This window comes from Candidatus Paraluminiphilus aquimaris, assembly GCF_026230195.1.
GTDB classification, from domain to species: domain Bacteria; phylum Pseudomonadota; class Gammaproteobacteria; order Pseudomonadales; family Halieaceae; genus Luminiphilus; species Luminiphilus aquimaris.
The window spans coordinates 1030891-1044102 of record NZ_CP036501.1; the positions used below are offsets into that span (position 1 = coordinate 1030891).

Annotated in this window: 17 protein-coding genes; 16 read left to right on the forward strand and 1 reads right to left on the reverse strand. The window is 52.3% G+C overall.

The genetic code is table 11. From position 1 onward, the window contains the following. Positions 1-9: 9 nt before the first annotated feature. The 15 genes from rplE (at position 10) to rplQ (ending at position 7887) form a co-directional block, all read left to right on the forward strand. Positions 10-549 carry a 50S ribosomal protein L5 gene (gene rplE, locus E0F26_RS04815; protein WP_279242910.1) on the forward strand — a complete coding sequence of 180 codons (540 nt, stop codon included), beginning with the start codon at positions 10-12 and terminating at the stop codon, positions 547-549. A gap of 9 nt (positions 550-558) precedes the next feature. Further along, positions 559-864 carry a 30S ribosomal protein S14 gene (gene rpsN / locus E0F26_RS04820; protein WP_279242911.1) on the forward strand — a complete coding sequence of 102 codons (306 nt, stop codon included), beginning with the start codon at positions 559-561 and terminating at the stop codon, positions 862-864. Positions 865-879: 15 nt separating this feature from the next. Continuing rightward, complete coding sequence (gene rpsH, locus E0F26_RS04825) at positions 880-1275, forward strand: 30S ribosomal protein S8 (RefSeq protein ID WP_279242912.1); 396 nt, start codon at positions 880-882, stop codon at positions 1273-1275. Between the two features lie 22 nt (positions 1276-1297). Next, entirely contained in the window at positions 1298-1825 is a 528-nt protein-coding gene (gene rplF, locus E0F26_RS04830) for a 50S ribosomal protein L6 (RefSeq protein WP_279242913.1), read from the forward strand. Positions 1826-1836: 11 nt separating this feature from the next. Continuing rightward, entirely contained in the window at positions 1837-2187 is a 351-nt protein-coding gene (rplR, locus tag E0F26_RS04835) for a 50S ribosomal protein L18 (RefSeq protein ID WP_153893077.1), read from the forward strand. A 3-nt stretch (positions 2188-2190) separates the two neighbouring features. Beyond that, positions 2191-2706, forward strand: coding sequence for a 30S ribosomal protein S5 (gene rpsE, locus E0F26_RS04840; RefSeq protein ID WP_279242914.1), 516 nt, complete (start codon positions 2191-2193; stop codon positions 2704-2706). Positions 2707-2719: 13 nt separating this feature from the next. Beyond that, complete coding sequence (rpmD, locus tag E0F26_RS04845) at positions 2720-2908, forward strand: 50S ribosomal protein L30 (protein ID WP_279242915.1); 189 nt, start codon at positions 2720-2722, stop codon at positions 2906-2908. After that, on the forward strand, positions 2908-3354 hold the full coding sequence (gene rplO, locus E0F26_RS04850; protein ID WP_009470011.1) for a 50S ribosomal protein L15: 447 nt from the start codon (positions 2908-2910) through the stop codon (positions 3352-3354). Before rpmD ends, rplO begins: the two co-directional genes overlap by 1 nt. A 2-nt stretch (positions 3355-3356) precedes the next feature. After that, entirely contained in the window at positions 3357-4682 is a 1326-nt protein-coding gene (gene secY / locus E0F26_RS04855) for a preprotein translocase subunit SecY (protein ID WP_279242916.1), read from the forward strand. Positions 4683-4698: 16 nt separating this feature from the next. Beyond that, complete coding sequence (rpmJ, locus tag E0F26_RS04860; RefSeq protein ID WP_083829777.1) at positions 4699-4815, forward strand: 50S ribosomal protein L36; 117 nt, start codon at positions 4699-4701, stop codon at positions 4813-4815. 73 nt (positions 4816-4888) lie between these two features. Next, positions 4889-5245, forward strand: a complete 357-nt coding sequence (gene rpsM, locus E0F26_RS04865; protein WP_279242917.1) for a 30S ribosomal protein S13 — start codon at positions 4889-4891, stop codon at positions 5243-5245. 78 nt (positions 5246-5323) lie between these two features. Beyond that, positions 5324-5716 carry a 30S ribosomal protein S11 gene (gene rpsK, locus E0F26_RS04870; RefSeq protein WP_279242918.1) on the forward strand — a complete coding sequence of 131 codons (393 nt, stop codon included), beginning with the start codon at positions 5324-5326 and terminating at the stop codon, positions 5714-5716. 25 nt (positions 5717-5741) lie between these two features. After that, positions 5742-6362: a 30S ribosomal protein S4 gene (gene rpsD / locus E0F26_RS04875; RefSeq protein ID WP_279242919.1), complete on the forward strand. Its 621-nt coding sequence runs from the start codon at positions 5742-5744 to the stop codon at positions 6360-6362. Positions 6363-6411: 49 nt separating this feature from the next. Beyond that, entirely contained in the window at positions 6412-7416 is a 1005-nt protein-coding gene (locus E0F26_RS04880) for a DNA-directed RNA polymerase subunit alpha (RefSeq protein WP_279242920.1), read from the forward strand. Positions 7417-7485: 69 nt separating this feature from the next. Continuing rightward, the gene (rplQ, locus tag E0F26_RS04885; RefSeq protein ID WP_279242921.1) at positions 7486-7887 is read left to right on the forward strand and encodes a 50S ribosomal protein L17; all 402 of its coding nucleotides are present in this window, start codon (positions 7486-7488) and stop codon (positions 7885-7887) included. A gap of 127 nt (positions 7888-8014) precedes the next feature. Here rplQ and E0F26_RS04890 read toward each other — a convergent pair whose 3' ends face one another. Further along, a complete protein-coding gene (locus E0F26_RS04890; protein WP_279242922.1) occupies positions 8015-9739 on the reverse strand; it encodes an MBL fold metallo-hydrolase in 1725 nt (574 codons plus the stop codon). Positions 9740-10227: 488 nt separating this feature from the next. Here E0F26_RS04890 and E0F26_RS04895 point away from each other — a divergent pair, with 488 nt between their 5' ends. Then, positions 10228-13137: a TonB-dependent receptor gene (locus tag E0F26_RS04895; RefSeq protein ID WP_279242923.1), complete on the forward strand. Its 2910-nt coding sequence runs from the start codon at positions 10228-10230 to the stop codon at positions 13135-13137. Positions 13138-13212: the final 75 nt, after the last annotated feature.

Sequence of the window (13212 nt, forward strand, 5' to 3'; positions counted from 1 at the left end):
TAGCTAATAATGGCAACGCTTAAAGATAGGTATCGCAGCGAGATCGCGCCAAAGCTCAAAGAAGAGCTTGGGCTCTCGAATGTGATGGAAGTGCCCCGTGTCACGAAGATTACGTTGAACATGGGTGTGGGTGAGGCAGTCGGAGACAAGAAGGTTCTCGAGAGCGCCGTTGCGGACATGACAAAGATCGCCGGCCAGAAGCCTGTTGTGACGAAGTCTCGCAAGTCGATCGCCGGATTCAAGATCCGCGACGGATGGCCAATCGGCTGCAAGGTCACCTTGCGCGACGAGCGTATGTACGAGTTTTTGGAGCGCTTAATTTCAATCGCGATTCCGCGTATTCGTGACTTCCGTGGTGTCAGCGGCAAACAGTTCGACGGCCGCGGTAACTTTGCGATGGGTGTTACCGAGCAGATTATTTTCCCTGAGATCGATTACGACCAGGTGGATAAGTTGCGTGGCATGGACATTGTTATCACGACGTCGGCGAAGAACGACGATCAGGGGCGCGCCTTACTTAGCGCCTTTAACTTCCCATTTAAGGGCTGAGGCAGAGTTATGGCTAAGAAATCGATGGTGGCCAGAGAGAATAAGCGCGCGCGTACCGTAGCTAAGTACGCGGCCAAGCGGGCCAAGTTGAAAGAGATTATTGCGGACGTTAATGCGGATGATGACGCGCGCTGGGAAGCGCAGATTGCGCTGCAAAAGCTACCGCGCAACGCGAACCCAGTACGCCAGCAGAGACGCTGCCAGATTACGGGTCGCCCACACGGCGTTTACCGCAAGTTTGGTTTGTGCCGAAACAAGTTACGTGAAGCCGCTATGCGCGGTGATGTACCGGGCTTGGTTAAGTCAAGCTGGTAACGGAGACGAACGACTATGAGTATGCAAGATCCTATCAGTGACATGTTGACCCGAGTGCGTAACGCACAAATGGCGGGTAAGAAGTTTGTCGACATGCCTGGATCCAAGTTAAAGGCGGCTGTCGCCCAAGTTCTCGAAGACGAAGGTTACATTTCAGGTCATCGCGTTGAATCTGCGGAAGGCAAGCCACGTCTAAGCATCGAGCTGAAGTATTACAACGGCAAGCCAGTGATCGCAGAGATCGAGCGATTCAGTAAGCCATCGCTTCGTCGGTATGCAGGTAAAGACAAAATGCCGAATGTCCGAGGTGGTTTGGGCGTAGCGATCGTATCGACTTCAAAGGGCGTTATGACCGACCGTGCAGCCAAGGCGCAGGGCGTCGGTGGCGAAGTCCTTTGCACAGTATTTTAATTGAGAGCGGGAGAATCGATTCATGTCACGTGTAGCGAATAGCCCGGTCAGCCTTCCGAAGGGCGTTGAAGTCAACATTAATGGCAGCAGCGTTTCAGTAAAGGGTGGTAAAGGGACAATGGAAATGACGTTGACGGATGGCATCAGTATCGATGTCAACGAGGGCGTCGCACAGATCATTTACGACTTCGATACCAACCGCGCTATGGCGGGTACAACGCGGGCGTTGTTAAACAACCTCGTCGTCGGTGTCTCTGATGGTTGGGAAAAGAAGTTGGTACTTAACGGTGTGGGCTATCGTGCCAAGGCATCCGGTAAGACCGTTAATTTGAGCCTCGGTTTGTCACACCCAGTTGACTACGAACTGCCTGAAGGATTGTCTGCAGAGACACCGACGCAGACAGAGATCGTGATTCGAGGAACTGATAAGCAGGCAGTGGGTCAAGCGGCAGCTGAAATTCGGAGCTTCCGTCCACCAGAGCCATACAAGGGCAAAGGTATCCGATACGCAGACGAGTACGTCCGACGTAAGGAAGCCAAGAAGAAGTAACGGGTAAAGCGATGAATGATAAGACTCAGGCGCGTTTGCGCCGCGCACGCAAGTCGCGTGTTCGTATGCGTACCGCTGGTGATGTTCGTCTTACGGTAAACCGTACGCCGCGTCATATTTATGCGCAGATCATTAACGGCGAAGGTGACCGTGTGTTGGCTCAGGCTTCTACATTGGACAAAGACCTCCGCAGTGGCGCAACGGGCAACATCGAAGCCGCAGCAGCCGTTGGCAAGTTAGTGGCAGAGCGGGCAAAAGCAGCAGGTGTAACTGAAGTGGCATTTGATCGCTCAGGTTATAAGTATCACGGTCGAGTTAAAGCGCTAGCGGATGCGGCGCGCGAAGGCGGATTGGAGTTTTAAGCCATGGCAAACGATAAGAGACAAGGTGATCAGCGCACTGAAGGCGACCTTCAGGAGAAGCTGGTTCAGGTAAACCGTGTTGCCAAAACCGTAAAGGGTGGCCGCATCATGAGCTTTACTGCGCTGACAGTGGTTGGTGACGGTAAGGGTAAAGTAGGCTTCGGTCGCGGCAAGGCGCGCGAGGTCCCAGTGGCTATCCAGAAAGCGATGGAAGCGGCTCGCCGAAACATGATCTCTGTGGAACTGGTTAACGGTACGCTCCAGTACCCTGTTAAGGCCCGCCACGGTGCGTCAAAGGTTTACATGCAGCCCGCATCTGAGGGTACGGGTGTCATTGCGGGTGGTGCGATGCGTTCGGTACTTGAAATCGCAGGCGTTCAAAACGTTCTCGCGAAGTGCTACGGCTCTACAAACCCCGCCAACGTGGTGCGTGCGACTTACAACGGTCTGCGCGACATGGTTTCACCCGAAGACGTTGCTGCAAAGCGCGGCAAGTCAGTTGAAGAAATCTTCAGCTAAGAGGAATTAGGTGATGAGCAAAGAAATGATCAAAGTGACATTGGTGAAGAGCATCAATGGTCGCCTGAAGAATCACCAGGCGTGTGTACGCGGCTTAGGGCTTCGACGCATTAACCACACGGTTGAAGTTGAAGATACGCCGTCAGTACGTGGAATGATTAACAAGGTTCACTACCTTGTACGAGTTGAGGAGCAGGCATAATGGGTGATGAACTTCGTTTGAATTCGCTGAGCCCTGCACCAGGTGCTAAGCGCGACGCAAAGCGCGTTGGCCGTGGAATCGGTTCGGGTGTTGGTAAAACAGCCGGTCGTGGCCACAAAGGTTTGAAAGCGCGCTCAGGTGGTACCGTTCGCGCAGGCTTTGAGGGTGGTCAGATGCCACTTCAGAAGCGGTTGCCGAAGTACGGTTTCACATCGCGAATTGGTCGTACGACTGCACAAGTGCGCTTGCACGAGCTCAATGCGGTTGAAGGCGATACGGTTGACCTGGCAGCACTAAAGGCGGCCGATTTAGTCAAAGACGACGTATTGCGCGCTCGTGTGTTTCTGTCTGGAGAAATCACCAAGGCAGTCAACGTGAAGGGCCTTAAGGTCACCAAAGGCGCGCGCGAAGCAATCGAAGCGGCCGGCGGGAGCGTTGAGGCGTAATCATGGCCAACGGTATGCCTTCAATGAATAATGCGGGAATGGGTGAGCTGTTCAGCCGACTCCGTTTTGTTCTGGTTGCCCTGATTATTTACCGAATCGGAACACACATTCCGGTACCGGGGATCGATCCTGCGCAGTTGTCTGCGTTGTTTGATCAAAATCAGGGAACAATATTGGGGCTTGCCAACGTATTCTCGGGCGGTGCGCTCGAGCGTATGAGTATTCTGGCACTTGGTATTCTTCCTTACATATCAGCGTCGATCATCATGCAGCTCATGACGGCAGTGACGCCTGAGCTCGATGCTATTAAGAAGGAAGGCGAGTCAGGTCGGAAGAGAATAAGCCAGTGGACACGTTACCTTACTGTGGCTCTTGCCCTTGTGCAGGGTACGGGTATGACGGTCGGCTTGGCGAATCAGGGCCTAACGTATGATGCCAGCCTCGGCTTTTACGTGATCGCTATAACGTCACTGGTCACCGGTGCGGTGTTCATGATGTGGCTCGGTGAGCAGATTACCGAAAAGGGCATTGGTAACGGCATTTCACTGCTTATCTTTGCAGGCATTGTGGCCGGATTGCCACAAGCGATTGGCCAGTCACTCGAACAAGCGCGCCAAGGTGAACTTAACATTCTTATTTTGCTCGGTGTTTTGGCGCTTGCGATTGTAGTTATCGCACTTGTCGTCTTTATCGAGCGCGGCCAGCGTCGCATCACGGTGAACTATGCGAAGCGGCAGCAAGGGCGTCAGATGTACCAGGCGCCTGCATCGCATTTGCCGCTCAAGGTGAATATGGCCGGCGTGATTCCCGCCATCTTCGCCAGCTCCATTCTTTTGTTCCCAGCCTCAGTGGCGCAATGGTTTGGCAGTGCTGACAGCTCTGATTGGCTGCAGGACCTTGCCGTGGCAATTGGCCCAGGGCAGCCCCTGAACATCATTTTGTTCAGCGGTTTCATTGTATTTTTCTGCTTCTTCTACACAGCGTTGATGTTCAACCCCAGTGAAGTGGCGGACAATCTTAAGAAGTCGGGTGCCTTTGTACCGGGTATCCGACCAGGGCAGCAGACTGCGAATTACATCGATGGTGTGCTTACCCGGTTAACGATTTTCGGATCAGCTTACATTGCGCTGGTCTGTTTATTGCCCCAGTTCTTGGTGGTTATGTTCAACGTCCCCTTCTACCTCGGCGGTACTTCTATGCTGATCGTAGTTGTGGTGGTGATGGACTTTATGGCGCAGGTGCAAAGTCATTTGATGTCGCATCAGTACGAAGGCGTAATGAAGAAAGCAAACCTAACCAATATTGGACCAGCCGGTCGTACTCGTTAGGTCTTTGGAGATAGAAATGAAAGTCCGTGCTTCGGTAAAGAAAATTTGTCGCAACTGTAAAGTGGTTCGTCGTAACCGAGTGGTCCGCGTGATTTGCTCGAGCGACCCACGTCACAAGCAGCGTCAAGGTTAATTCGGATTCTAATTGCGGGCGCGAAGTCGCCCACAGAATGCGGCCTCTAGGCTGCTAAAAATGGAGATTGGTAATGGCACGTATTGCCGGTGTAAACATCCCTGACAACAAGCACGCAGTGATCTCACTGACGTACATATTTGGTGTCGGTCGTACCCAAGCTAAGCGTCTTTGTGCGGAAACAAATATTCCAGAAAGCACAAAGATCGGTGAACTGTCTGAGGCTGAACTCGATCAGTTGCGTGGCCTGGTATCGGACATGACCGTCGAGGGTGATCTTCGTCGTGAAGTGTCAATGAACATCAAGCGTCTTTTGGATCTCGGTTGTAATCGTGGTCTGCGTCACCGTAAGGGTCTTCCCTTGCGTGGACAACGCACCAAGACCAATGCGCGTACTCGTAAGGGACCGCGAAAGCCAATTCGCAAGTAATTAACGAAGCAACGTCAGTTGCTTCTCATGTGTAGCTACATCCTAATTTGTAGCGTTGATATAGAAGTAGGATAGAAGATGGCAAAGCAAGCCAAGAAGACAACGAAAAGAAAGATTACCAAGCAGGTAGTCGACGGCGTGGCGCACGTTCATGCGTCATTTAACAACACCATCGTGACGATTACAGATCGCCAGGGTAATACCCTGAGCTGGGCAACCGCCGGTGGTTCAGGTTTCCGAGGGTCTCGTAAGTCGACACCGTTCGCAGCGCAAGTAGCCGCAGAGCGTGCTGGTGAAGCAGCTAAAGAGTACGGCCTTAAGAATCTTGACGTTGAAGTCAAAGGCCCAGGGCCTGGCCGCGAGTCAGCGGTTCGTGCACTCAATGGCTGTGGCTACAAAATCACAAACATTACTGACGTGACACCGATTCCACATAACGGTTGTCGCCCACCAAAGAAGCGTCGCGTTTAATTACGCCGTCTGAGGAAAGAGATAAATGGCTCGATATATTGGACCTAAATGTAAGCTTTCGCGTCGCGAAGGTACCGATCTTCAGCTCAAAAGCGGCGTTCGTGCGCTTGAGAGCAAGTGTAAAGCAGAGACTGCGCCTGGTATGCACGGTGCGCGACGTGGTCGCCTATCAGATTACGGTGTTCAGTTGCGTGAAAAGCAAAAAGTTCGTCGTATCTACGGTGTGCTAGAGAAGCAGTTCCGCAACTACTACAAAGAAGCGGCACGTCTTAAGGGCGCGACAGGTGAAAACCTTCTGCAGCTTTTGGAAAGCCGTCTGGATAACGTCGTTTACCGTATGGGCTTTGGTTCCACACGCTCTGAGTCGCGCCAGCTGGTATCGCACAAAGGTATTTTGGTAAATGGCCGCGTGGTCAATATTCCTTCATACCAAGTGGCTCCCGGTGATGTTGTTTCAGTCCGCGAGAAAGCGAAGAAGCAGCTGCGTGTTCAGTCAGCTATGGGTCTTGCTGAACAGCGTCCAGATCCAGAGTGGATCGACGTCAACGCTGAGAAGCTTGAAGGCACTTTCAAGTCGAAGCCAGAGCGTCAGGATCTCCCAAGCGAAATTAATGAGAACCTGATTGTCGAGCTGTACTCCAAGTAAGGCTTGAGTGCGTACAGGTAATAAACCGAATTCTTGAACGGGAAACACTATGCAAAATTCAGTAAATGAGTTTCTTACGCCACGCGTTATCAAGGTAGATGAAAAGTCTACAACGCGTGCACTTGTCACACTTGAGCCTCTTGAGCGTGGTTTTGGTCACACGCTTGGTAATGCATTACGACGCATCCTTCTGTCGTCAATGCCAGGCTGTGCTGTGACCGAAGTTGAAATGGACGGTGTGCTGCACGAGTACTCGGCGATCGAGGGCGTGCAGGAAGATGTTATCGAAATACTGCTCAACCTTAAGGGTGTTGCGCTGGTAATGAACGGCAAGGACGAGGCGGAGCTCACGCTCAGCGCGTCAGGTGCGGGCGTTGTCACAGCAGGTGATATCCAAGTTGACCACGATATCGAAATCCGTAACCCCGAGCATGTGATCTGCACCGTTACGGGCGACCAGCCCCTTATGATTCGTGTGGTTGCGCAGCGTGGTCGGGGCTATTCGCCAGCAGACTCTCGCGTTGACACCGACGATGAGACACGCTCGATTGGTCGCCTTCAGTTAGATGCGTCGTTCTCACCGATCCGTCGTGTGAGCTACGTCGTTGACTCTGCTCGAGTAGAGCAGCGCACTGATCTCGACAAGCTCGTTATTGATCTTGAGACCAACGGCACTATCGATCCTGAAGAAGCCATTCGTCGTGCGGCGACGATTCTGCAGCAGCAACTCGCTGTGTTTGTTGACCTCGAAGGGCAGACTCAAGCAGCTGCGGCTGAAGCGGCTGACGAAGTTGATCCGATTTTGTTGCGCCCGGTTGATGACTTAGAGCTAACGGTCCGTTCGGCGAACTGCCTGAAGGCGGAGAACATCTACTACATTGGTGATCTGGTTCAGCGAACCGAGGTTGAGCTTCTCAAGACCCCTAACCTGGGTAAGAAGTCGCTGACCGAGATTAAAGACGTACTCGCATCGCGGGGATTGTCTTTGGGTATGCGCCTGGAGAACTGGCCACCCGCCAGCTTGAAAGACGACGAGCGTCTACTCAGCGTTTAACACTTAATTTTATTACAGATGATTTAGGTCTCGCCGACAAAGCGAGCCAGACAGTAAAAGGGATTGGTCATGCGCCATCGTCATAGTGGTCGACAACTAAACCGGAACAGCTCGCACCGAAAAGCTATGTTCCGCAACATGACAGTGTCATTGGTTGAGCACGAGCTCATCAAGACCACTGTTGCCAAGGCAAAGGAGCTTCGCGGCTACGCTGAGCCACTCATTACGCTTGCGAAAAACGACAGTGTCGCAAACCGTCGTTTGGCTTTTGATCGCACGCGATCAAAAGAAGCGGTTGGTAAGCTCTTCACTGAGTTGGGTCCTAGGTACCAAGAACGCCCCGGTGGCTATATTCGTATCTTAAAGTGCGGCTATCGCGCGGGTGATAAAGCGCCAATGGCGTTTGTTGAGCTTGTGGATCGGCCAGCACCCGAGGTACACGAAGAAGTTGCGGAGATGGAAGACGAGTAAATCGTAGTCCGTATCTGTCAAACAAAAAAGCCGCGATGATCGCGGCTTTTTTGTTGTGGGCGTCTCAGGTATGCGCCTGGAGCCCATAAGCAGGCTCTGCTGATAGCGACTAACGGTCTGAAGACGGTTATTCAAAGAGACCTGCGAATATTCGATTTTGGCGCGCACTATCACGCGTACTGTCGGAGGTGGCGATGCGACCACTCCTTAGTGCATCGGCCAGAGTAAGTTCGTCAGTTAATACGGCAATAATTGTTGCTTTGTCTGTTTGCCAATGGCTGGCAACAACGCGTTCTTCGTCTGGCCAGGTCACGCGCAAAACGTTATTAATAATGCGCAGGTCGTAGGCGTCGCCATCCGTTAAGTCTAACCGAACCGTTATATCCACATGGTTGGCTCGTTCTGCAATCACTCGATTACGGAGCCTGTTAAGCAGCTCAGCATCATCTAATCGGTTAAGCGAGCCCGCTATTGGGCCTCGAAGCATGCTGTCAAAGTCAATATCGCCGTTTTCCTCTGCCACAAGACCCAGCAGGTAATTGCGCTGGTTTGTGCTAGTGGTAACTTGCGCGAAGCGGACAGAGGCCTGTTGGCGAACTTGACGGGCTTCGTTGTCTCCCTCATCGGAAAGGATGAGGTAAGTCGCGAGCCGAGCAGCCCACTGTGGGTCAGTCGCGACCTTGGTCTTAGCCATCTCAAGTACCTTATCCCGACCCCCAAGGGCCGGTACCAAGCGAGCGGCCTCTTGGTAGGCGTTGTGCGTCAGGTAATCCATCCAATCATCGATAAAACCAGCGCGTTTGGTAAAGCGTTGCTGCATCATCCACTCCCAGCGATGGTAGTAGGGCTGGAGTTTAGGGTGATCGGCGATGGCAGGGGGCAGATTGAGTGTATTCAATAGATCGTCGACCGAGCGATTGCTTAGGTAGAATCTGTCGACCTGATCAATGAGAAATTGGATGGTGTCGCGCGTTAGTGTCATTAGCTCACGAATTTCGCGGTGGTCGCTGATGATGCTGCTGTGGCCAGGCACGATCGCAATCGGGTCAAGGTCTATGGTTTTCTGGACTGAGGCCATCATTTTGTTAGGGTCTCTGCCTATTTCGAAGCGAGCCGTCTCTACAGCCGGGAATACTCCGTGTGGAGGTGAATCGCCGCTGAACAAGATTCGATCTTCCGGTAGCCATACCCACAAGTGCTCGGGCACGTCACCTTCGGCGGGGAAGAGCTCGAGATCGACCCCATCGATGCTCAGCGCTAATTTTCCGGAAACCTCTACCGTGGGGGGGTAGGTGAGTGCGTCATTTCTCTCAAGTCTTGGACTAGGGCCAATACCATTGCCGACGGTACCTTCGAGACCTTCAGGAATGGGAATGCCCATTTGCATAAAGGCGCGCCGCAAGGTCGCTTTATGCGTGACACTTTGCCCCATGGCAACCGTATCTTCCCAGTCCGCCGGCCCGTAGATAGGAATAGCGCCTGGATTATTGCCCGGCAGTATCGCCTGAATGCCGCCGTAGTGGTCCAAATGAAGATGGGTATAGATTACCGCAATGACGGGCTTGTCCGTGTGCTCTCTGAGAAGTGCAAAGGCGTTTGCGGTGGGAGTGGGAAACCAACCTGCGTCTACCACAATGACCCCGTTATCCGTTTCGATAAAGCCGAAATTCGAGTACCCCATAAATTCGGCACCGAATACACGAGACCCCAGCTTCTTGAGGCCGGGAACCAGAGTGGCCTGGTGTGCCAGAACCTTGGGGTTAACTCGCTGATCGGTCGGCGCTGTGACGACCTCAGAAAATGCGTTGGACGTCAGTAAGCTGATAATTGTGGCGACAAGGTATTGTTTCATTGTTCTGTGATTTCCAAATTATTTTTATGTGTTGCGACCTTATGGCGATGAAACGAAGATGGTTCGCGGCGCACAACACCCTCTGTGTATCGCGGCCCACAACAATAATTGGGGGCACGAGTGTGGGCGTCCTAACCATCGTTATAGGGCTGTACTTCCTATGGATCCCTCCGTCTCGCGGTACGTCAAGGCACCGAGGTGCTTACTCTTGTATGCGGGGCTTAGGACAGGTCGTCATCTCAAGGTTCTTTGTTATTTTTAAGTGACCCTACTTACGTCGAATCGTCGCCAAGCTTATATCTCTCACTCTGGTTTTGCATCATGCGTAAAATGTTGTCCAAATTGCCTCAATTCAGGGGTTGTCAATACAATCAAAGCGTAATAGCTTAGCGTGTGATAGCCCGTGTTTATGCTGGCTATGAATAAGTCTAATAAATAAACGTCGCGCCAAGCAAAGGTTCGTCGTATTCAAAACCAAAGGAGAGCGTATGAAGTCTCACGCAAACAAGTTGGCAGTAGCGGTTGCAGCTTGCTCATTGTCGCTGACTAGCTTATCGCAGGCGCAGCAACTCGAAGAAGTTGTCGTAACAGCGGCGAAGGTCGAAGCATCCATCCAAGACACTCCCATCGCGGTTTCGGCGTTTACGCAGGATCAGCTGGATGCGCAGTTAATCAACGACGCATCAGCGATGCAGTTTTCAGTACCAAACCTGAATATCACAAAGGGTAACTTTACCAGCCAAGATATTCGTATTCGTGGTATCGGTTCAGGTGCTGTGGGCACTTTTGGTGATACGGGCGTGGGTATTCACGTAAACGGAATCTACCAAGTCGCGACACGAATTTTTGAGACGCAGTTCCTCGATACTGAGCGGGTAGAAACACTGCGTGGTCCTCAGGGTACGCTGTATGGTCGTAACACCACAGGTGGTGTTATTAACGTGATTACCGCAAAAGCAGACCCCTCCGAGTTCAGCGCAAGTCTCGACGGAACGGTAGGTAACTACGGTGCAACGCAGGCGCGTTTCCACGTAAACTCACCTTTGAGCGACACACTGGCTTTGCGTATCGCAGGCATGTCACTTGAGCGTGATGGTTTCACAGAGAACGAATTCACCGGTAACGACGTTGATGACCGTAGCCTCTGGTCAGGACGACTCTCATTGACATGGGATGCGGGTGACGACACGCAAGTGAACTTCATGTACAGCAAGTTCGAGGAAGACGACTCACGTATGCGTTCGCAAAAGCAGGCGTGTAACCGCGATCCCGACGCAATCCTCGGGTGTTTGCCCGGTAATCCGACGTACAACACAGCGAACGGCGGCGGTATTGCTGATTCGCTGCTGGCCTCCATCGGAACCATCAACACAAATGTTCAGGGTATCCTAGCGCAAGCTGCACAGCTGGGTATTGGTAATCCAGCTAACTTAGCGCTGGGCGCCAACGCGGCCGCGGGTGTCACAAACTTCCCCGGAACCTTCCTGTCCGATAACAACCCTGATGATCGTCGTGTTGTAAACATGGATTACGAGCCAACTTACAAGGCAGAGGAGGAGATGTTCCAGTTGCAGATCTCTCACGATGCGGGTGATTTGAGCTTTAACTGGTCGACGGGCTTCACTGATACCTTCTTCTCTTCTACGGAAGATTACGAGAAGGGCGTCGCTACCGGTAACTTCCAGCCAACGCTTGATTCATTGGTGGACTTGGGTAACGCGACGGCGCTCTCTGGTGGCGAGTACCAAGCTCTGCTTTGTGGTCTCGCAGGCGTACCGGCCGCAGCTTGCGGTATTCCAGGTCAAACCGACACTGACGCCTTGGGTGCTGCGACAGGTCTTGCAGCCCTTGCTCCGTTCATGGTTGAGAGTGTTCCAGGATCCGGTGCGGCTCTTTGGGCGGGTAACAGTGCTCTACTCGGCGGTTATGGCGCAGGTATTCCTGTGTTGATGCCTGACGGCACAGTGATCAATACCTCAACGCAGTTTGGTGCTGATGAGTCTTACGGTAGCAACGAGGGCTGGTCGCATGAGTTCCGCATCCAGTCGAACTACGACGGTAACTTGAACTTCCTGTTGGGCGGCATGATGCTCGACTATGAGTCACGTAACCGTTATGTCGTTCGTAACGCGGGTCTTTCGCTCCCAGGTCAGATTTTGCCGATCAACCCGGCTGTGTTCCCTGCGCCCGCGAACCTTGCTAACCCACATGACGAAGTCAACCCACACATGTGGGGTTATGAGAACGACACACGTCGTTATGAGTTAGACGCGAAAGCAATCTTTGGTGAGTTGTACTGGGATGTGAACCAAGACCTTCGTCTGACCTTCGGTGCTCGTTACTCAGATGAGACCAAGAAGAGTAAGCAGCGTACGATTTACGTAACGTTTGCTGATCTTCCTCCACTTGACTCTGTTAACAACGCTTACGGCTTCCCAGAGTACGATCAGGACGAGTTCACTTGGAAGTTCAACGCGACGTACAACATGGGTGAAGATACTCTTGTTTACGGAACACTGTCTTCTAGCTTCAAGTCGGGTGGTGTAAACCCCATTTCGGTTGACGATGATCTGGCAGACCCTGCAGCCGGTGGTGACCCCGCTAACTTGGGCTTCGCACCTGAGTTTGTTGACGCCTTCGAGTTGGGCTTAAAGACCACGTTCATGGACGGTGCAGCACAGTTTAACGGTGCCTTCTTCTACTATGACTACAAAGATATGCAGCAGTCTAAGATTGTTTCGGTGACTTCACTGAACCAAAACTCTGACGCTGAAATCACGGGTGTAGAGGGTGAGTTCCGCTGGGCAGCGACCGAGAACCTTGAGCTCACTGCAAACTTTGGTTGGGTGAATGCTGAGATCGGTGAGTACGATACCGTTGATACAGCTAACCCGAATGCGCGCGGCACGACTGAAGGCGTTACCAGTGTCAACGGTGTGAACTTCATCACTCCTTACGTAGACGCAAGTGGTAATACAGTACCGGTCGATTACAGTCGTTGTGACCAGCCTGCGCCATTCCCTTGTGCTGGATATCGACAGAGCCTGAAGGGTAATCAGATCGCACTGACGCCAGAGTTCAACTACAACATTGGCCTGATCTACCGTTCAGAGATGGCGGGCATGCCTTTGGCTATGCAAACCAACTACTTCTGGCAGGACAAGATGTACACCACGAACTTCAACACTCCCGGTACCGAGATTGAAGATTGGGGGATGTGGAATGCTAATGCTCGCCTGATGGGTGAGGACTGGTATGCAGAAGTTTGGGTTCGTAACATTTTGGATGACGACAACATCACAGGTGGTTACTTGACTTCATCAGTATCAAGCCTGTTCACAAACCAGTTCATCCTAGAGCCACGTACTTATGGTCTGTCTATAGGTATGCGTTTCTAAGAGCCGCTGAATGTAAAAAGCCCGGCATTAGCCGGGCTTTTTTTTGTCTCGCGTTTCTGACTGTAACGTCAGCCT